This is a genomic window from Streptomyces sp. NPDC032745 (genome assembly GCF_055579465.1).
In genome coordinates this window covers 474,292-494,382 of sequence record NZ_JBVING010000002.1, presented here as the reverse complement: position 1 = coordinate 494,382, position 20,091 = coordinate 474,292, and the positions used below count along the sequence as shown (strand labels likewise).

12 protein-coding genes are annotated in these 20,091 nt (G+C 68.7%); 5 read left to right on the top strand and 7 right to left on the bottom strand.

Features of this window, described 5'->3' with window-relative positions; all coding sequences use genetic code 11:
* Positions 1–94 precede the first annotated feature (94 nt).
* Positions 95–1,360 carry a hypothetical protein gene (locus tag ACZ5WG_RS06495; protein ID WP_468721099.1) on the bottom strand — a complete coding sequence of 422 codons (1,266 nt, stop codon included), beginning with the start codon at positions 1,358–1,360 and terminating at the stop codon, positions 95–97.
* A gap of 31 nt (positions 1,361–1,391) precedes the next feature.
* Complete coding sequence (locus ACZ5WG_RS06490) at positions 1,392–3,476, bottom strand: hypothetical protein (RefSeq protein WP_468721098.1); 2,085 nt, start codon at positions 3,474–3,476, stop codon at positions 1,392–1,394.
* A 377-nt stretch (positions 3,477–3,853) separates the two neighbouring features.
* Between ACZ5WG_RS06490 and ACZ5WG_RS06485 the strand changes: the two genes are divergently transcribed.
* From ACZ5WG_RS06485 to ACZ5WG_RS06465, 5 genes are all read left to right on the top strand, one after another.
* Positions 3,854–7,552, top strand: a complete 3,699-nt coding sequence (locus ACZ5WG_RS06485; RefSeq protein WP_468721096.1) for an NB-ARC domain-containing protein — start codon at positions 3,854–3,856, stop codon at positions 7,550–7,552.
* 1,076 nt (positions 7,553–8,628) lie between these two features.
* Positions 8,629–10,134 carry a GMC family oxidoreductase gene (locus ACZ5WG_RS06480; RefSeq protein ID WP_468721462.1) on the top strand — a complete coding sequence of 502 codons (1,506 nt, stop codon included), beginning with the start codon at positions 8,629–8,631 and terminating at the stop codon, positions 10,132–10,134.
* A 108-nt stretch (positions 10,135–10,242) separates the two neighbouring features.
* A complete protein-coding gene (locus ACZ5WG_RS06475; RefSeq protein WP_468721095.1) occupies positions 10,243–11,061 on the top strand; it encodes an inositol monophosphatase family protein in 819 nt (272 codons plus the stop codon).
* 43 nt (positions 11,062–11,104) lie between these two features.
* Positions 11,105–11,701, top strand: coding sequence for an NADPH-dependent F420 reductase (locus tag ACZ5WG_RS06470; RefSeq protein WP_468721093.1), 597 nt, complete (start codon positions 11,105–11,107; stop codon positions 11,699–11,701).
* A gap of 449 nt (positions 11,702–12,150) precedes the next feature.
* Positions 12,151–13,137 (top strand): helix-turn-helix domain-containing protein, encoded by a 987-nt coding sequence (locus ACZ5WG_RS06465; RefSeq protein ID WP_468721091.1) that lies wholly within the window; start codon positions 12,151–12,153, stop codon positions 13,135–13,137.
* A gap of 426 nt (positions 13,138–13,563) precedes the next feature.
* On the opposite strand, the gene ACZ5WG_RS06460 is transcribed toward ACZ5WG_RS06465, so the two are convergent.
* The 5 genes from ACZ5WG_RS06460 to ACZ5WG_RS06440 all read right to left on the bottom strand — a co-directional run bounded on the left by ACZ5WG_RS06460 (position 13,564) and on the right by ACZ5WG_RS06440 (position 19,965).
* The gene (locus ACZ5WG_RS06460; protein ID WP_468721090.1) at positions 13,564–14,634 is read right to left on the bottom strand and encodes a tetratricopeptide repeat protein; all 1,071 of its coding nucleotides are present in this window, start codon (positions 14,632–14,634) and stop codon (positions 13,564–13,566) included.
* Positions 14,634–15,692, bottom strand: a complete 1,059-nt coding sequence (locus ACZ5WG_RS06455; protein WP_468721088.1) for a tetratricopeptide repeat protein — start codon at positions 15,690–15,692, stop codon at positions 14,634–14,636. The genes ACZ5WG_RS06460 and ACZ5WG_RS06455 overlap by 1 nt, the downstream gene beginning before the upstream one ends.
* A complete protein-coding gene (locus ACZ5WG_RS06450) occupies positions 15,689–16,957 on the bottom strand; it encodes an AAA family ATPase (protein WP_468721086.1) in 1,269 nt (422 codons plus the stop codon). The genes ACZ5WG_RS06455 and ACZ5WG_RS06450 overlap by 4 nt, the downstream gene beginning before the upstream one ends.
* Before the next feature lie 539 nt (positions 16,958–17,496).
* Positions 17,497–19,539: a tetratricopeptide repeat protein gene (locus ACZ5WG_RS06445; RefSeq protein WP_468721085.1), complete on the bottom strand. Its 2,043-nt coding sequence runs from the start codon at positions 19,537–19,539 to the stop codon at positions 17,497–17,499.
* 6 nt (positions 19,540–19,545) lie between these two features.
* Complete coding sequence (locus ACZ5WG_RS06440; RefSeq protein WP_468721083.1) at positions 19,546–19,965, bottom strand: hypothetical protein; 420 nt, start codon at positions 19,963–19,965, stop codon at positions 19,546–19,548.
* Positions 19,966–20,091: the final 126 nt, after the last annotated feature.

Here is a 20,091-nt window from a genome sequence, read left to right as displayed (position 1 = left end):
GCTCCGAGGATCCCACAGACTGATCTGCGTTGCGGCGACGATCTCGACCAGTATTCGGCCTTCCGGCAATGAGATGGCGCAATCGTTGGCTGGCTCACTCACCGCAGCTCTCCGGGACCTCCGCCGCTTCGTCATCAGGCGGGAGGAGGCTAAGGAGATCCTGTACGGCCCAGTCCGGAAGGGTGACTGCCGTGATGGACGGCAAGCCGGCGCTCCGGAGGAGAGAGCCTTCCTCGAAAACGGCTCTGGTGAGCCAGGAGAGGGTGTCGTCGTCGAGGAGGTCGGGGTGCCCGGCGGCCACTTCGGCGAACTGCTCCACATCGGGGAAAGCGCTCGGCACGACCGATGGGAGGCTTCCGTCGCTCGCCGCGCGGACAATTGCACGGCGAACCATCGTCTCGTACCAGCCGGATCCCCACCACTCGCCGATCGACTCGGTGTGGGAGCCGTGCATGGAGAGCAGGCGGAGGGTGGCTTCCGGGCCAAGGTTCTCGTCGACCTGCTGCCAAAGGTCGATCTCCCGGTGGATGGATGCAAGAACCGGCGCCCATCCCTCCTCGAAGATGTCCTGTAGGGCTTGGCCGTTCGCGAGCCGACGGGAAGGCACGGTGAGAGCGAGGCGCACGGCCGGCCAGTCGACGCCTTCGGGGTGGACGTGGGGCAAGACGGCCCGGGTGGCTGCGATGTTGGCGCGCGCCATGGCGATGTCGTCGATCTTGAAATGCCATTGCTCGACGTCGCTCTCGCGGCGCCAGCACCATTCGGCGATGCCACGGGCCGCCGCGGCCGGCACTGCGTCGGGGACGATCACCGGATAGGTACGCAGTCCGCTGCCGATCCGCCAGGAGAACTCCTCGCCAAGAGCCTCGATTGCGGCCCGGCCGTCGCTACCTCGCCGGTGCCGGGCGATCGAATCGTGGATGTGGTCGGCCCAGAGCAGCAGGACCAGGTTGTGGCACAGAGCCAATGCGTCCTTGGACAGGTGGATTCGGGTCGCGTCGAGGAGTCCAGCCGCAGCAAAAGCTCGACGGGCGGCCTCGGTTTTCGCCGCCTGAGTGGGATGGGTGCTCAGGTCAATGCTGAGCGGCTCGTCGAGCGGGAACAGCGGGGGTAGGCTCTCGACCCAGTCGCAGCCGTCGGTGGGATCGTCGACGACGAGGTGGCAGCTGCCGGGGTACCAGCTGACGTGCAGGTGGAAGTTCGATCGGGACAGCTCCACCGACAGGGCGGCGTCAGCCGGGATCCCCTCCTCCTCCTCGTACCACTGCTCCTCCTCGATCCAGCCGGCCAGCCGCAGCGGTGTGGTGAGCCGCTTAAGCAGCCGAGTCGCGAGTGCTTGCTGCGACAGAGCGCTGTCCATGGGGTCCTCATCAGTTCGGCAGATTGGAGGTTCAGGTGTTGTCGGCGCGGGCGGAGTGACCCCGGGCCAGCAGCTCGTGCACGATGCGGCGCCACCGGCGGGAGTCCTCGGTGTAGCAGCGGTCTTCAACGTCGGGGTCCCACTTCTCCAGTTCCCGGAGCTGCTCGGCGAGCTGCTCGAGACGGCCGGGGTCGTACCCGCTACGGCCGGGATCCAGCTGCTGGGCGATGTCGTGGAGCCTGTGGGCGGCGCGGTAATGGGCGAGTTGGACGTCCGTCAAGCGGCGGATTGCGTAGCCCGAGCATTTGCTGCACCAGTCGAAGTCCTTGCCGCTGAGCAGGTCCGCAACGGTGAGCAGATCATCGCCGGCGACTACGCCGCGTTCGCGGGTGTGGGAGCAGAACGGTGAGTGCCCCTTGCCCTGGAACCGGGGGTCCGCGTTGGCCGCGTACACCTGGACGTCCGCGAGGACCCCGAGGGGGATGCCGCTGCCACCGGGCGTCCAACCGCTGCCCCCGGGTGCTTCGAACGGCTCCAGGTCCAAGTCCTGGCCGTGGGCGAGGAGTCCGTGCCACACCGCGCTCGGGAGACTGCGGGAGCGTCCGGCCCGGTCGTACCCGGCATCGAGACTCCGAAGGTCCCGGACACCACGGGCCACCGCGAGCAGACGCAGATTGCGCTCCCGCTGCCTCGCCTCGTCACCGAACACCACCCACGCGGCCTGCTGGGCCCCCGAGTTCAGGCCGAGCTCCTCACCGAACAGTGGGTCGTTAGCGTTGCGCATGCGCTCCGGCCACCACCTGTCCTGGTCCGCGGGTCGCTGACCGACCTCGCCTGACCACGGTTCGAGCAGGGCGGCGGGCAGGTCCGCTGAGCTGGCGATGAGAACACCTCGCCAGCCACGGGCGGCCCGGCGCTCGAGCTCTGGGAACGGCAGGACCTCTGCCCCACCGTCCGTGGAAAACACCATGTACAGCTCGTCCTCGGCAGTCCCGACCGAGCGCAGCAGCCGCAGGTGGTCCGCCGTGAGCGGCCGACGTTGGTGCACGGTCGTGTCGTCGAAGACGCCGGGGCCCAGTGGGCTCGCCTCGGCCATGGCTGGAACCGCCTCGGGTGTGGCGGTTGCGGGCTCGCAGTGCAGGAGCGAGGAGCGGCTGAGAAGCCGGTCGGAGATGAGCCGCGGCACGCAGACGGTGAGGCGGCGGCGGCCCCAGTCGGCGCCGGTGAGATGGGTGAGGAGGACCCCGATCGTCCAGTCGTCGAGGCCGACCAGCAGGCCCGTCTCGTGCCGGTGCGGCCCGTACGTCTCATCCTCCCGGATCTCCGGAAGGTGTACAGTCACCACCGCCGTTGCCCCGATATCCGCGGCACTGGCGATCCGGCGTGCCTCGTCCTCCCACGACGCCAGCAACCGGCCCACTGCTACGCGGGCTTCGGCGTACCCCTTGCGGCTTTGGCGGATGCCGTGGAGGGCGCCGTAGGTGAACAAGGAGTCGCCGGGGAGGCCCCAGCTGCCGAGGGCCTTGCTCTGCCAGGCGGACCACATCGCCCGCAGCCGCCTGGCTACCTCCGTGCTGTCGCCGATGGCGGCGAACGCACCTTCGCCGGAGGGGGGCTCGGGCTCGTCCATGCTCGCAGCCACCGCCGCAGCCAGCAGCCCTGCGGGGGTCAGGAACAGGGCCGCCTGCCCGCGCAGCGTCTCCAGGTACTGCTCCTTCAGGGCCACCTTCGGCCGGGCCCAGTCGGCGAGCCAAGGGAACGCCGCGACGGTCGCCTGGGCGAGGTGGAGACTGCGCGCGGCATCACGCCACGCGGACGCCACCGATTCGCGCAGGCGCTCGGCATCGTCGCGGACCTCCCAGGCCTCGTCGTCGTGCTCCTCGTCCTGGTCCACCGCGTAGTCCGGGTCCGTCTCGGTGTACCGCTGGAGTTGGTAGAGAAGACCGAAGCCGCCCAGTGCACGGAGGAAGAGGCCGACGCCGCCGTCAGGGCGGCCCCAATCGCCGTGGTGCGCGCAGCTGGAGCACATCCGGCCGAGCATGTCGGAGTTCAGCGGCACCGCGGACGTCACGGCGCCGTCGGCGCGCAGCCGGGTGCAGGTGAGGCGGGCGTGCAACTTGGAGTTTCTACCCTTCGCCGAGAAGACGGGAATGGGGTGATCTTGGAACGGGCCAAGCGGGACATCTGCGGTCAGCGCACGATCGAGCACGTAACTCCCCCATCGGTCTCAGCTTGCGAGCCTAACGTGGCGCACTGACACAGGCCTCGACTACAACGATTCCGCCGGGGTGGCAGAGGGACGGAAAGGCCAGGCGTAGCGGTACGTCACCTGCCCGCGGGCTTGGGGGGAGCCGTCACGGAAGTTGGCCTCGCATCTGGAGATGAGCTCCTCTGGGCTGAAAGCCATCGCACATGTGGCCGGGCCGCCCTTCGCTGTCCTACCTCGCGCCTAGTCTGAATCCCGGAAGTAGGGCTCGACTTCGAGGGGGTTGCGTGGCGATCGACGGTGGGCGCGTTGCTGCTCGCGGGTTCCAGTATCAGTACCTGCGTACGGTAGAGGCTTTGTTGGGCGGCATGCAGCAGGGTGAGGCGACTGCTTGTCGTGTCGAGGGGCCCGGGAATGCGGTGTCCGTCCGCCATGTGGATTCGGTCGATTTCGATCTGGTCGATGCCTCTGGTCGCTCGCTGCTCGCGGTGCAGGTGAAGAGTGCTGGTGCGGGACGGACCGTGAGGGCACGCGAGGCTGTGTCGGTGCTGGTTCATCTGGTCACCGGCTTCGAAGCCGACCAGTACCGTTTGATCACGTCCGCTGTGCCGGACGAAGGATGTCTGCATCTGGGTGAGCTGCTGAAGCGTCACGGTGGTGACGCTGCGCATCTCAAGGTGGGGCTCGAGGAACTCCTGGTACGGGCTCCGGCCGCCTGGGGCCTCTGCCAGGCGTTGTCCGAGGAGCACTGGGAGCGCTTGGGGCGTGCGGGCATTGAGTTCGATGACCGCAGTGATGAGCAGTTGCGTGAAGACCTCCACAGTGCGCTGCGTTTGGAGCGGGAGAGGGCTGGGCGGGGGTTGTCCGGTCGGGCCGGTGGGCTTGTGCTGGGCTGTTTGGTGGCCGAGGTGATGCGTCGGGCGGCTGATCCCGGTCTGGCGCAGTGGGATGTGAGTGATTTCCGCCGGTCGGTGCTGGTCGGTGATGAGGAGCTGCGTTCGGCTCTGGGGCGGCAGGATCTGAGCATCGTGTTCGGGCAGGTGCCTCCGGTTCCGGAGGTGGACCGGGCACACCTCGTCGAGAAGGTGGGCGAGGTTCTGCTGGGTGGACAGGATTCAGAGCAGGGTGTGCGGATGTGTGTCATCACGGGCTTGTCGGGCCTGGGGAAATCCAGTCTCGCTGCCGCGTACGTCGCGGGCCAGGCCTTCCGCTACGACGCTGTGTTTTGGGTCGATGCTGAGACCGAAGAATCCTTGGTGGCGTCGTTCGTCCGGGTGCTGGCGCACCTTACAGGTAGGGCGGAGCAGACGGAGGCGCGGGATCCGAGGCTGTTACGTGAGCGGGTTCACGCCGAGCTGCAGTCGCTGCCAGGGCGTTGGCTCATGGTTCTTGACGACGCGAGCGCGTCCGTTGTGGGCGCTTGGATTCCCCGGCAGGGGCGCGGCCGGGTCATCGCGACGGCACTGGGTGGTCATTGGCCAAGGGTGGATGGACGCATCGATCTGGACCCGATGAGTCGCGAGGAAGCACTTGAGCTGTTGCAACTGCGGCTGTCGGTCGGTGCGCAGGAGGCCGCCGAGCACGCATCGGCGCTGTTCCGGCTGGCGGACGCATTGGAGTACTGGCCGTTGGCCATCGAGGTGGCGTGTGGCTATCTGGCCAGCTGCGGCGTGGGCGTGGAGCGGATTGCAGCCTATACGGAGACCCTGGTTCACCGGGCTGCCGACGATGAGCAGTCGGTGCCCGCCGGCTACCCGCGAACTCTGGCCGCAGCAGTCGCGCTGACAATGGATCGCCTAGCGAGAAGTGCGCAAGGCCGTGGGCTGCTGCATCCGACTCTGATCACGGTAGCGGCGCTGTGCTGGCTCGCACCGCGCCGGGTGCCGGTGCATCTGGCTGCGGCATGCGCGTTCTACGAGCCCCAGAACATGCCCCCTTCTCCCCGATGGCTGGTCTTCGATGAGGCTCATGTGCCGGTAAGGGAGGTCATGCGCGAGTTGCTCAACGTCTCCCTCGTGCGGTGGGACGAGCCGCTGCCGGCCCGGGGCGAGTCGTTCCCGGGCAGTGATGACACCGTGTCGATGAACTCGGTACTGCAGCAGATTATCTCCCGGTACTTGGGGATGAACGGGGAAGAGGCCACGGCCGGTCTGTCCGTTCTTGCCTTCCACACGGACCGCTGGCTGCGTGGAGCTCTGCTGACCGGCCAGGCCGAGCGGACCTGGGAGCTGGCCCAGCACGCTACTGCCCTTGTGGGGCACATCCGCTCGGCAGGGACAGCAGACACGTTCACGGCGCTGCTCATGGGCAACCTCGCCGCGTTTCATCATGCCCACGGCCAGTACGAGTCCGCGCAGCGGCTGTTGGAGCTGGAACTGGAATGGCTGGTGCAGGCTGGTGACCCGGATGAGGGAATGGCTGCCCAGGCACGCACGTCGCTCGCCCATCTCGTTCATCTGCGTAAGCAGGACGGCGCCGCCTGCATGGCCGGCTACCTAGGCCCTGTGCTGACCTATCTGCGCCGGCTTGGGGGCCGTCTGCACGATAACGTCGCCGACCTGCCAGCCCAGGCGTCTTTGATCCTGCAGATGCAGTTACGCAGAGAATCCGACCCTAGGCTGGAGGACCTGCTGAAGGGGTTTCGTGCCTTGGTCGACGGTCTGCCCTCAGGCGAGAAGGAGCGAACGGCGAAGGATCTCCTGGTGATCCAGGACCTGATCGGTCGGGGAGAGGCAGAGCGCGCCCGGCGTGCCGCTGCCAAGGCCCTGGTCAGATGTGCCGAACCGTGGTCTTCGAGCACAGCCGACCTGAGGCGTCTCTTGGTTGAGACGTTGGCTCTGCAGGACAAATGGGTCGAGGCCGATGCTGCCTTCACCGACTTCCTGCCCTATGTTGGGCCCCACACTCTCCACGGGTTTGCCGTTCATCACTTGGTGCACAACGTCGGCTGTCAGGCCGCATGGAAATGGGTGCTGACTGGGGAGCAGCGTGCGGTGCAGTTGCTCGGGCGCCTGTTGCAAGAGACCTGCATCGCCGACAATCCGGCGTACGAGACGGGCACCGACGAAGCCCGGTTCATCTTGTTGCAGGCGGTCCACGAAGGCTGGCGCGCCGTTCACGAGCGCGCCGACGACGCGGATCCGCTTGGGCTGATTGCCCGCCTGAGGGACAAGACGTTCACCGATCCGCATGACGCCGGGAGTGTGTGGGAGAGGATCTACCAGGGGCTGATTCCGCGGCTATCAGCCGTTGCGGGGGAGACCGCACACCGCCTCCAGCAAGAGGCCGGCGATTCCGTGCTCGCCGAATTCTCGCCGATGCTGCAGGTCAATGAGGACCTGCGTGCCGTGTACGAAGAGGCCGGCTGCCAATCAGTGTTGTCGCTGTCCACCGACCCCGTTTACGGGTTCCTCGCCGGCCGCTCCACCTTGGACATTCTGCTGCCTGAAGTCAAGAAGCTGCTGCCGGCGTCGAGGGCTTTGGTCATCCTTGAGCCTCATCAGATGCTCGGCGCCACCTTGCTCGAGAACGGTGAGTCAGTCGAGTTGCAGATCCACCGGGCCTGCGGCAAGGGTCTGCGTCGTCTGATGGGGCCGCAGCCGACCATTCCCTCACCGCAGCACCTCACGCTCACCATCGCGGGCCGAAGACTGACCCTCGAGCACGACGACGGGACCGTGATTGCGCGCGCCAATGCGACGGCATCAGGCCGGTGGCGGCAGGTAGCCCGCGACCGTGGCAGCGTGCTCGTGCTGTACGGCTACGGCCTTACTCTCAGCGACCCGGCCGCGCATCGGCAACTCATATCGAACCCTGCAGAAGTCCACCACCGGTTCGCCGAAGCGAGCGACAATGGACTGCTTGCGGCCGCCCTCGTCTCCGTGCGCATCCAGCCCGGTCCGATCAGTTCCGAACTATCCGCAACGGCAGCCCGCCGACAGCCTTCGCGTACTACCCGTGCTCGGCGGAAAGGGCGCCGCAGGTAGGTTACCGGCGCCTTGCTGGCGAGCAGATGGAGGCGGCAACAGTCCTGATCGGCTGGTTCGTTAACCATGGTGGCTCTGTTCACGAGAACGCTCTCGTGAACAGAGTCACCGGGATGTCGTGGCCGAGGTCCGGCCCGGGTTTGCGAAATGCTAGGCGTGGTGGCACACCTCCGGGCCGACACAGGCCTTGACTCCCGAGCCAGCCGCGAAGGTCGGCTGCCGATCCCCTGTCCTGACGGTGTCCAGAGCCGCCAGGGGGCGGTCCGCATCGGCCCGAGAGGCCTCCTCACCGGACCTCCGCCAAACGGAGGTCTTGGCTTTGGAGCGCGGCTGGCCGCAGCACAGCATCTTGTCTTCCGTGTCTATGAAGGACACGCCGTTGGTCCGTGACTGGTCCGGAAGGACTACCTTAGGCGAGCAGAGAGTGACATAGGGTAGCAACTTGATTACCTGGAGTGACTTTGCTGAGTTGCGGCAAGAGACGCAACGCCCGGTCCCGGCGCAGGACTTCACTTCTCTAGAAGAATCCCAGCTTCTTGGGGGAGTAACTGACTAAAACGTTCTTCGTCTCCTGGTGGTACAGCGACGGCACCCACGCTGACCAGCGGAAACGTCAGTCGATGCGCCCCCTTGGTCTGGGCTGGTCCGGAGCTGGTCCGCGACGGTGAGGGCATCGGGGAGCGGCCACCGTGCGGGGCTCCCTGCCGCGATCTGTCCCCGGTGGACGCCCTCTCGCCACTCGTATGGCGCTGAGGTTCCGAACGAACGTCGCGGAGGTTCAAGTACGCGCCGTGTCGGTATTCCTAGGATTCGACGGCAGATGGAAAACCCGGGCTGTTCCGGGATGGGTACGCACCAAGGACAACTGGAGCCCGCTCGCGGCTGATCAGCCGGTTCCACGCCTTCTGCGCGCCGAGCTCGGAGGCGGCCGAGCGAGGTACAGGGCCGACCTGACGAGAACCATCCCGACTTCTCGGCCCCTTGAGTACATGCAAGCAATCGGCTCTTCGATCGTCGAGGAGCCTTTTCCTGAAACCCGGTGGTCGGAAAGTGCTGCCGTGGGAAGCGGAGACATGATGGGCCAGAGTCCTTATGACCATGTCGTTGTGGGAGCGGGGACAGCGGGGTGCGTGATCGCCTCCCGGCTTTCGGAACGCCCGGGCGTGCGGGTGCTGTTGCTGGAGGCGGGAGCCGGGGACGCGACCGAGGTGATGGCATCTCCTTGGGGGTTCCTGGGGTTCGACCCGTCATCCCTCTGGCTGGGCGCCTCGACCGTGCAGGCCGGTACAGGCAGGGCCGCTGACGTGCTGCGCGGTAAGGCGCTCGGCGGATCGTCGAGCATCAACGGCCTCTACCACCTGCGGGGGCACCGTTCCGCGTACGACGAATGGCCCGGACTCGGTGCTCCGGGCTGGGGTTTCGACGATCTGCTGCCCTATTTCCGCCGCAGCGAGAGCACTCGCAGTCGTGATGCCTCCGTGCGGGGCACGGACGGGCCGGTCGTGGTCGCCCCGGTTGCGGAACCCCATCCCCTGGCCACGGCGGGCGTCGACGCCGCGGTGCAGGCCGGGTTCACACGCGCCGATGACATCGGCAGCGGGCTGGAGACCGGGTTCGGGTGGAGTGACATGAATCTGCCCGGCGGCGCCCGCCAGAGCGCGGCCGACGCCTACATCCGTCCGTTCCTCGACCGGCCGAACCTGGACGTCGTCACGGACGCGACCGTACAGCGGCTGCGCATCACCGCGGGCCGCTGCACCGGCGTCGAGTACACCGTGGGCGGCGAGCACCTGTCCGTCGAGAGCGCCGAGGTCATATTGACCGCGGGGGCCATCGGTTCCGCGCACCTCCTGATGCTGTCGGGGATCGGCCCGGCACGACACCTCGGCGACCACGGCATCGGCGTCGTCGCCGACCTGCCGGGAGTGGGATCCCATCTGCAGGACCATCCGATGGCGGCAGTGGTGTACGAGGCCCGCCGGCCCGTACCGTTCGTTCCTGCCAACCCACCGGCCGAAATGATGGGCCTGCTGTACAGCGACCCCGCCGCGGCCCGGCCGGACCTTCAGGTCTACATCGTCGCCGCACCGCTCCCGTCGGCATGGGGCCGGCAGCCGGCCAACGGCTACTCCATAGCCTTCTCCGCGATGGCTCCGCACAGCAGCGGCACCGTGCGCCTGGCGGACGCCCATCCCGCCAGTGCTCCCGTCGTCGACCCGGGCTACCTGAGCGACGACCGTGACCTGGCGGTCATGCGCAAGGGCCTGGCAATGGCACGCCGCATCGGCGAAGCCGACGCGTTCGCCGACTGGCGCAAGCAGGAGGCGGTGCCGGGCTCCGAGACGAGCGGCGAATCCGTGGAAGAGTTCATCCGCAAGGCTACCGGCCCCTACTTCCACTTCACCGGCACCTGTCGCATGGGAACCGACGCCGATGCCGTCGTCGATCCCGCGAACCTTCGCGTACATGGGATCGCCGGGCTGCGGGTCGCCGACGCCTCGGTGATGCCGTCCATCCCCTCGGCCAACACCAACGCGACCGTCTACGCCATCGCCGAACGGGCTGCCGAACTGCTCGACTGAGCCTTCTTCCGCGCCCACGGCGCTTCCACAACGCGCTTCATCCCCCCGTCGTGCGTCGAACACGGCCCCGACCGGCCTCATCACCCCTCCTCAGACAGGAGCACCACCATGTCCGAAACGCTTCAGGCCACTGACGTCGTCACCTCCGACGCCGACCTGCTCGACCGCACCGCGACCGCCGTGCGCGCCGCCGGTGCGGCGCTGCGCGAGCGTTTCGGCGATGTGGTCCGCTACGAGACCCGTGACGAGCTGATGCGTGCGCTCGCCGCAAACGACGACACGGCCCTGGACATCCTGCGCCCCCGCCTCACGAGCCTGCGCCCGGAGGCCGGCTGGGTGGAGGACGAGCTGGACGGCGGGGCGCTGCCGAGCGGCGAATGGTGGGTCGTGGACCCTGCCGAAGGCAACGTCAACCACCTGCACGCCCTGCCGGACTGGGCGGTGACGGCCACCCTCGTGCGGGAGAACCGGCCGGTGCTCAGCGTGGTCCACCTGCCGCTGACCGGCGAGACCTACACCGCCCTCACCGGCGCGGGCGCCTACCTAGACGGCCGGCCGCTGCACGTCTCCCCGACCGCGGACCTCGCCCTGAGCATCGTGGCCACCAGCCAGGCCCGGCCGGACGAGGACGAGACGGTCGTACGGCGCGTCGGCTCCTCGATCACCGCGATGCTCTTCGACGCGCTCGTCGTCCGCACCGCCGTACCGGCGACCCTGCACCTCACGAACGTGGCCGCCGGCCGGATCGACGCCTTCTGGCAGTTCGCCGGTGCCCGCGCGGACCTGCTGCCCGGGGCGCTGCTCGTCACCGAGGCCGGCGGACGGATCTCCGACGCCGAGGGCCGCCCCTGGACCCCGCAGAGCGAGAGCTTCCTGGCCGCCGCGCCCGGCGTCCACGCCGAAGCCGTCACCACGCTCTCCCGCTGACCCCGCACACCACAACCCGCACCCACGCAAGGACCAGAACATCATGACCACGATCGCAGTTCTCGGAAACGGCCGCGTCGGCGGCAACCTGGCCACAGCCCTCATCCGGGCAGGGCACGAGGTGACCGTCGCGGACCGCGCGCAGGGGGCCGCCGCCGACGCCGCCCGGGCGGCCCGGATCGTCATCAACGCCACCCCGGGCGCCGGCTCCCTGGAACGCCTCGCCGCCCTGCGCGAAGAGCTGCACGGCAAGATCCTCGTGGACGTCTCCAACGCCACGGTCGACGGACCCGACGGACTGCCCGCCGACCTCATTTACCCCGGTTCCAGCCTCGCCGAGCAACTCCAGGCAGCGCTCCCCGAAACACAGGTCGTGAAAACCCTCAACACCATGCTCTTCCCGGTGATGACCGCACCGGCCACGCTCACCCAGGCGCCGACCGCGTTCCTCTCCGGCGAGGACCCGCTGGCCAAGCAGACGGTCGGCGAACTGCTCACCGACCTCGGCTGGCACAAGGAGTGGATCACCGACCTCGGCGGGATCCGGACCGCCCGCGCCACAGAGGCCGCCATCCTCTTCGTGCCCCACGTGATCCGGTCCAGGGGATTCGCCCCCTTCGCGATCTCGATCGCCCGCTGACCGTCGAGCCGCACAAGCCGCAGGTGACCGCAGCCGGCACCGGCACGGATGGGTTCCCGGTGGGACACGATCGCGACGGGCTGATCTGGGCCGAGACGGATGTGCAAGCACGATCGGCATGGCCCGGGCAGCACCTGCCTGGGCATGGCCGACGCCATCGGCCCACACCGCGAACTGCGCGCCGGCCACGGAACGGGGGCGAACCGACGACCGCGGCGCGTACTCGGGTGATCAGCTCATCTCGCCGAACCAGAAGCATCAGCTCTGCCTCTCGGGCGCTGCAATGCGAGCCGTCCATAGGAAGATTGGCACGGTGTCCACATGGGTCATGGCGGCGTCCTGCGGAACACGATCACCACAGGACGGCGTTGAAGCAATGAAGACGAGAGGATCGCAGAGGGATGCACGGTACTGGAGCGGAGGTCGACGGCGCGCGCGGAGCGTTCGCAGTGGACTCGACCGCCCCGGACTCCGCACCGCGGGGACTCGACGTTTTCCGGCGCGGGTGGCAGACGCAGGTCGGCGACGATGTCTTCCAACTGCCGGCCTTCAGCCCGGACACGATCGGTGACTTCCGGGTCAAGGGCAACGTTGCCAAGGTGCACGGCGCGGCGATCGCCGATCTCCACGCCGCGTCGGCAACCCGGACCGCGGACGTCCCGGGCGGCGATCAGGATCTGTTTGCCATGTACGTCGTGCGGAGCGGCGCATGGACTCTGGGAGGCCCGTCCGGTCACGGCGACCGGACCGTGTCTGCCGGGCAGTTCCTCGTCCGGCACCTCGGGCGCCTGACGGCCTTCGAGACGACGGCGCACCTCACGGCGAAGTTCCTCGTCCTGCCCCCCGGCGAGCTCAGACCTCTGCTCGGGAACCGGGTCGTCACCGGGCCGGCGGACTCGGCAGAGATGCGCTTGCTGACGGCCCTTGCAGACATGATTCACATGACCGTGGCCGACCTCGGCCCGGCCGGTGTGGAAGCTGCCCAAGGCACCCTGATCGAGCTGACCAAGGCGGTGGTGAAGGGCCGGTTCGACGACGTGGAACCCCGGTTGGCTCCCGCGCTCACCCAGGCGGCCAAGGACCTCGCGGACCGTCGGCTCGCCGATCCCGAACTTTCTCCGGCGATGCTCGCGCGTGAACTCAACGTCTCCGTCCGTACGCTGCACCGGGCATTCGCCGCGGTGGGTGAGCAGGTGAGCACCTACATCCGCCACCGGCGACTGCATGAGGCCCGGCTCGCCCTTGTCTCGCCGTCAGGGCGCCTGAGCATTTCGGAACTCGCCGCACACTGGCAGTTCGCGGACGGCAGTCACTTCACCCGAGCCTTCAAGAAGCACTACGGTCAGACTCCCACCGAGTACGCCCGCTCGACCGGACCAGCCTCGCTCTCGCCGAACCGGAACCCGCCGGGCCGCGGGCCGGCCGAACGCGCGTGACCGGGATGACTTGCCCGACGTCCGCATTGAGGGTGAGCCGCCGGGCTGCCATCGCACCGGCCGACGCCGGTACGGCTCTAGAACGGTGAGTCAGTCGCGCTGCAGATCCACCGGGCCTGCGACAAGGGTCTGCGTCGTCCGATGGGGCCGCAGCCGACCATCCCCCCGCAGCAACTCACGCTCACCCTGGCGGGCCGAAGGCTGATCCTCGAGCACGACGACGGCACCGTGATCGCCCGCGCCGATGCGACGGCATCAGGCCGAGGCGCCGGCACCGCCGGTGCGGTTGGTCCGAGGTCGATCAGTCGGCGGAGGTTGCGGGCGCGGCGGGCCTGAGGAGCAGCCGGTGCCGCGCCCGTTCCAGGGGCCGGCGGGCGTCGCCGGTGGAGTGGGCGGCGTCGCCGAAGGCGTCCACGGGGTTGCCTCCTACTGCTTCGGCGCGCGCTGCTGGAGGGCGGTGTGGCCGACCACGGACATGACGAGCGCGAAGAAGACCAGCGGCATCGCCAGAGCGGAGAACAGGGCGCTGCGCCACAGCACCAGCGCCAAGGCCGCGTGGACGATGAGCAGCGCGATGGGGAGCGCCACCCCGAGGACCTCCCGGCAGCCGCGCGCCACCAGGAGGAGGGGGCGGCGCAGGTGGGGCGGGACCCGCCGGGCCTGCCACAGCAGCCAGCCTCCCCAGCCGCCGACGAGCACGGCCGCGCACGCCAGGTAGGTGACGAGGGCGTCGGTGCCGGCGGCGCCCGCCCGCAGGTGTGCAGAGCCCAACGCCACCGCGAGGCTTCCGGCGAAGGCCACCCAGCGGGAGCCCATCAACGTTTCCCAGGCCATGTTCTCCAGGTTGTAGCGGGCATGGCGGTCGTCCAGGTCGAGGGCGGCGGCCCGGACGAAGCCCTCGGCGGCCCGGGTCCACGAGCCGGGACGGAGCCAATGGCGGTGCAGATGGAGCAGCGAGAGGTTGTTGTGGGCCGCGCTGCTGTCCGGGTTGAGGCGCAGCGCCGTCTCGTAGGCCTGCCGGGCGACGCGGTGGTTGCCGGTGTGGTGGGCGGTCAGGCCGAGGAGGACGTACGCGTCGCTCTCCTCCGGGTCGAGGGCGACGGCCGTGCGGGCCGACTCGTATGCGGCCCGCTTGCGCTTCCTGCGGCGGCCGCGGTCGAGGACGATGCCGAGGGTGTAGTGGCTCGCCCAGAACTGCGGGGCGAGTTCGACGGCGCGCCGGGCGGATTCCTCGGCCTGCTTGTGCTCCTTCAGGGCGAGTAGGACGTGGGTGTGCACCAGCCGGGCGCTCACCGACTCGGGTGCGACGCGCAGGGCGTGTTCGACGGTGGTGAGCGCCTGCCGTTCGTCGCCGAGGCCGTGCCGGCAGCGGGCGAGCAGCACGAGTGCGGCGGCGTCGTCGGGGGCGCCGGCGAGGTGCTGGGCGGCGAGTGCGGCGGCCTGCTCGTGGCGCCCCAGGTCGAAGAGGGCGTCGGCCTGTTGCAGGGCCCGGCTCATCAGACCTTGTCCCGGTCGTGGGTGATGCTGAGCAGGTTCGGTACGAGTGCCAGCCAGAACAGGACCTGAGGGACGGTGCGCTCGCTCCACGGAAGAGCGACGAGCAACAGCGCGCACAGGGTGGCCCAGGTGGCCTGGCCGAGCACGACCCTGGGCCAGAACGAGCGGCGCACGAGCGTGAACACGGTGAGCTGTGCCCCGGTCCGCAGCCGCCGGTAGCGGCGCCAGGCGCCGAAGCCCCACACCGCGGCCATCAGGGTGAGCGCCCACAGCCGGGTGCCGAGATGGACGGGCAGCTCCTTGGCCTCGCCCCCGGCGGGGAAGACGTCGACGGTGACGGCGGCCATGACCAGGCAGAGCAGGGCGAGCCATCGGGTGCCGCGGAGCATCCGGTAGACGGCCCTGTCGAGGTCCTTGCGGAGCGCGTCGGAGTGCGGTGCGGCCGCGAGCCCACCCGCGTACAGTTCGGCGGCCCGGGCGGCGGAGGTGCCGGCCTTGGCGGCCTCGCGCTCGGTGGACACGGTGACGGCGAGGGTGTGCGTGGGGTCGACGCGGAGGATCTGCCGGATGGCCTCGTCGGCCAGCTCTGTCCGCTCGTGGAACGTGGCGACCTTGTGCATGGTCGCCCACGTGTAGGTCTCCTCCGGTCCCTCCCGCACCGCGACCTCGGCGTGCTCGAGCGCCTCCTCCGGGCGGTCCGGGGCCAGTTCCAACAGCAGCTCGGCGAGCTGCCGTCGGGGGCCCCAGGCATACGGATCGATGCGGATCGCCAAGCGCTGCGCCGCCTCCGCCTCCTCGAGCCGGCCCAGGTGGCGCAGGGCGTAGCCGCGGACGAAGTGCGCATCGAGGAAGCCCGGTTCGAGCCGCAGGGACTCCAGCGCGGCGGCGAAGGCCTCGGAGTACCGGCCCAGGGTCAGCTGGCACTGGCCGAGCAGGCTCCACGCCTGGTGGTCGTCGGGGTCCTCGGCGAGGCGGCGGCCGACCGCTTCGCGCGCCTCCTCCGGGCGCATCATCTCGTAGAGCATCCGGGCCCGTTGGACCTGTGGGTGTGTCGTCACAGCTTGCGCTTCTTCTTCAGGTAGGTGACCAGGTCGTCGTAGATGCCGCCGTCGTTGGCGAACATGGCGACGTTGCGGGCGGACGCGAACCAGGATTCGCTGGACGGCTTGATCTGCTTGGCCGCGTTCAGGAGGTCCCTGGTGCCGATCATGCGGACGGTGCCGGAACGGGCGGAGTCCAGGAGCGCGTACTCGGCCGCGCTCTCGCAGAGATGGGCGAGGTCGGCACCCGAGAAGTCCTCGGTGACCTTGACGATCTTGCCGAGATCGACGGACTCGATGGGGCGCTCGCGCAGGTGGTAGCGGAGGATCGACTCCCGGGCCGGGGCGTCGGGCGGCAGCACGAGCAGGGTGCGGTCCAGGCGGCCGGGGCGGCGCAGGGCGAGGTCCACGTCCCAGGGGACGTTGGTCGCGGCGAGCACGAAGACGCCTTCGTTCCGTGCGGCGTTGATGCCGTCGAGCTCGGTGAGGAGCTGGTTGACGACGTTGCGCAGACCGCTGTGGTGCATGCGCGAGCGCTTGGCGCCGAGCGCGTCCAGCTCGTCGAGGAAGACCACGCAGGGCGCCTGGCGGCGGGCGGCCTCGAAGATGTCGTGGACGTTCTTCTCCGAGGTGCCGATGTACATGTCGAGGATGTCGGAGAGCGAGACCGACATGAATCCGGCACCGAGCTCGCCGGCGACGGCCCGCGCGATGAACGTCTTGCCGCAGCCGGGCGGGCCGTAGAGGAGCAGGCCGCCGCGCAGCGACTTGCCGTACAGCTTGCGGAGTTCGGGGTTGCGCATCGGGGCGAGGAAGGCTGCTTCGAGCCGGTCCTTGACCTGCTGCATGCCGCCGACGTCGGCGAGGCTTACGTCTCCGGGGGCGTCGATGTCCCAGGCGGACGCATCGGCCGGGTCGCCCCCGCCATCCGTGGTCAGGGGGGCCTCGGTGGCGTGGCCCGCGTCGGCGGGGTCAGTGGGATCGGTGGAGCCGGAGGCGAAGCGGGGGCCGACGACGCCGGCGACTTCCTGCTCGGCGGCGGCCCAGTCGAAGGCGGGGGGGCGCGTGCCGACCGTGGGCAGTTGCATGGCGCGGACCATCAGGTCCCGTACGGCTTCGTCGCCCGGCGCGTGCTGCAGCGCGACCGCGGCTTGCGTGACGGCCTCGTCGTGCCTCCCCTCCGCGAGGAGCAGTTCGGTGAAGTGCAGCCGCAGCGGCACGTCTTCGGGAGCGGCGGCGACAGCGGCCCGCAGGCTACGGATGAGAGGTGACTCGTCGGACATGGGGCCAGCCTAGAAAGCGGTCTGCGGCTCACCTTCACCGGGTGCGGTCAAGATCGACAGGCGTGGGGAGCCCGTTGGTCCGGCGGCGGCAGGCGGCGACGCATGCGCCGCCACCTGCCGCCGTCAGCGCCGCGTAGCCGTTACCCGCGTCGACAGCGCCAGGACCCACGGGGGGTACCACCGCGCCTCGCCCAAGGCGCCGCTTCTCGTGGGCCTAGAAGAAGCCGAGCTTCTTCGGGGAGTAGCTGACCAGGAGGTTCTTGGTCTGCTGGTGGTACAGGAAGTGCGACCCGTTTGACCAGGAGCAAACAACATTGCCGGGCTCTCGGTGAGAGTCGTGGTCCGGGAATGGTCCGGATCTTTGTCGCGGCGGGGGTGCTGCGAGCCGCACTCATCGGGAACGCGCCCCGGGGTGGGCCCGATCCGTATGTCGCCGCTCGACGTCAAGCCACCCACGGCCCTCACCTTTCCCCGGGAGTCGTCACCCTTCCTGCCCCGTGCCGTAGAGGGCCTGCGCTGCAGCGCGGATTGAGGGGTTGCTACCTGATCCGATGCACGTATTCAGCAGCGTCCGGGTGCCCGGCACGGGCAGCCTGCCGCATCATGTCGTCAGCCTCACGCACCCGCTTCTGCATCCCCAGGTTGAGCCCCAACTGATACATCGCGTCTGCCCTGCCTGTCGCTGCCGCCAGGCGAAGCCAGGGCTCTCCCTCTGCGGGCTTCCCCCGGAGGACGCCCAGTGTGAGTCCGACCCTCATCGCGGCCTCGGGATGGCCGTCGCGTGCAGCGCGATGCCACCAGGTCTCGGCCTCCTTCTGCTCGTCAAGGCCCAGGAGCAGCTCGCCGAGCACAAAGGCGGCATCGGTGTTTCCGGCCTGCGCTTCCTCGCGAAGATCCTCGACGGCCCTCAACGTCTCCTGGATCTGCAACGTGAACTCCAGGAGTTCGTCGGCCTTATCCACACGCCTTGCCACGGCATGTCGGGCCCAGAACTCGGCTTCCTTGTACTGCTTCCGCTGGGCGAGAAGGAGGCCCAGGGTGTAGAGGGCCTCGCTCTGCTCGAGGTCGGCGGCGTGCCGCAGCCACAACTCCGCCTCGGCCAGGCGTCCTTCCTCGTGGAGGAGTGCGCTGAGGCTGTAGGCGGCCTCTGCGTGGCCGTCCTGTGCGGCGCGCTGCCACTGGACGGCGCACTCCTGCGTCCGGCCCTGGTCCCGAAGCAGCAGGCCCAGGCCGTAGGGAGCGTCTTCATGTCCGAGATCAGCGGCTCGGGACAACAGCAGTTCGCTTTCAGCCCGGTGGCCGTTGCGCGCACGCAGAATGGCGAGACGGAAGCAGGAGTCCGCGTGCCCCGCTTCCGCGAGGGGGCGCCAGATGTCTTCTGCGATGGCGTACTCGTCGTAGACGGCTGCGAGCAGCCCCATGACGAAGAGATGGAAGTCGCTCCGCGCGTACTTCCTCGCAACGGCCCATGCCGCTCGAGGCAAGGGAAGTTCGGGGTCCTCACGGTGGGCGGCGTCGAGTAGGTAGTCGAATGGCTTCCACGAGTCGGACGTGACATCGGCGGGGTTGAGCATGGCTGTCGCGCCATAACGGATGCGCGTTGCCCAGGACATCGCATCTGTGGCGCTCTCCGGACGTGCCCCGGGCACTGCGGCGAGATAGGTGACGTGCAGTTCCTGCAGCGCTGCCAGCGGCACTTCGTCCATGCCTGCCCTGCAGAGGTCGATGGCGGCTTTGACGAACGCGTAGCCTCGGGGTTGTCCTCCGGCTCTGCCTGCCCGGCGCATCTCTTGCAGGAGGGCGGGGCCCGCGGCCAGATACTCCGGAATGCCGTAGGCGTCGTGATGGGCGAGGGCATCGTCCAGTCCTGGGTCGTTCGCCTCTGCGGCGCGGCGTAGTTCCGCAGCACTCCACAGCCGCTCGAGCGGTACCTGTTCGCCCATGTTCAACAGGCGGGCTCCGAGGTGGTCCGCGAATCGCAGGTTCGGCTCGACTCGGCTCAGGGCGAGGCGTTGACGCTGAAACCGATCGACGAACTCATCCCTCAGGGTGGCCAGCACGACCACCCGCTGCCGCATCAGGCCAGCCAGGAGTGTCGGATCCAGGCCATCCTCACGTACGTAGTCTTCGAGATCGTCCAGCCAGAGCACGAGGCCGCTCGTCGCCCTGGCAGATGACCCGGTCAGGCCGCGGAGGTCGGCACGGCGTGGGGGAGCCCAGACACGGTAGTCGGGAAGCTCGCTCTGCATCGACTCGAAGGCACATCGTGTCTTGCCTGCCGTCGAGTCGCCGGTCAGCACCATGAAGCCGCCACTCTGGCGCATTGCGAACATGTGGGAACGGACCGTCGCGTCCACGTCCCTCATCACGTAAGTCGGCAGCGTCGATTGGCCTTCGATCTGCCGCGGATGGTGCACACCCAACGCCAGTGGATCGGCGCGTGTGACCGGGATCCAGTCGCCGGCTGTGGGAGAGGCAGCCCCCTCGGAGGTGAAGTAGTTGTTCTGAGTCCCGCTCAGCTGGGACGGCCCGCGAAAGTGGCTTCCGTGAACATCGAACGTGTCCCCCTCGCCGGTCATCATCGTCCTTCACCCGTGGTTGTGCTGGATTCCCTTTACCTGGACAGGGCCATGGAACGTGTTGCCATGGATCTCCACGTGATCTCCAGCGAAAGGCCTCTCACCAGAGGCGGCCTGACCTTCGAGTTCATCGAGAACGGCTCGAAGGTCAGCGGCGGCAGCCGGTTCATCGCGCAGGAGGTCTGTGAGGCGCCTGTGCCATTGCCTCTCAGCCTCGGCAACCCGCGCAGGCTCACCAGACTCCACCGCTCTCACCAACGAACCTCGAAGGGCAACGAGTTCAGCGTCGGCAACGGCTGTTCGCATGTCGTCACCGCGGCCCAGAAGCCGCGAGAGCCTCTCCTTCACGCTCGTCCATGCGTCTGTCGTCCACGCGGCGATCAGTGCCGTCGCGGCAGACGATGCCAGTGCTGCCAGTTCAGGGTCCATCGCACACTCCCAAGTATCCAGCGCACATCAACGGTAGGTCCCGGATAGCGGTGTTGCCCTCCGAACGCACTGATCGACACTCCTCGGTTGTCTCGCGAAGTCCGGCCACTGCGGCGTCATCTGCTG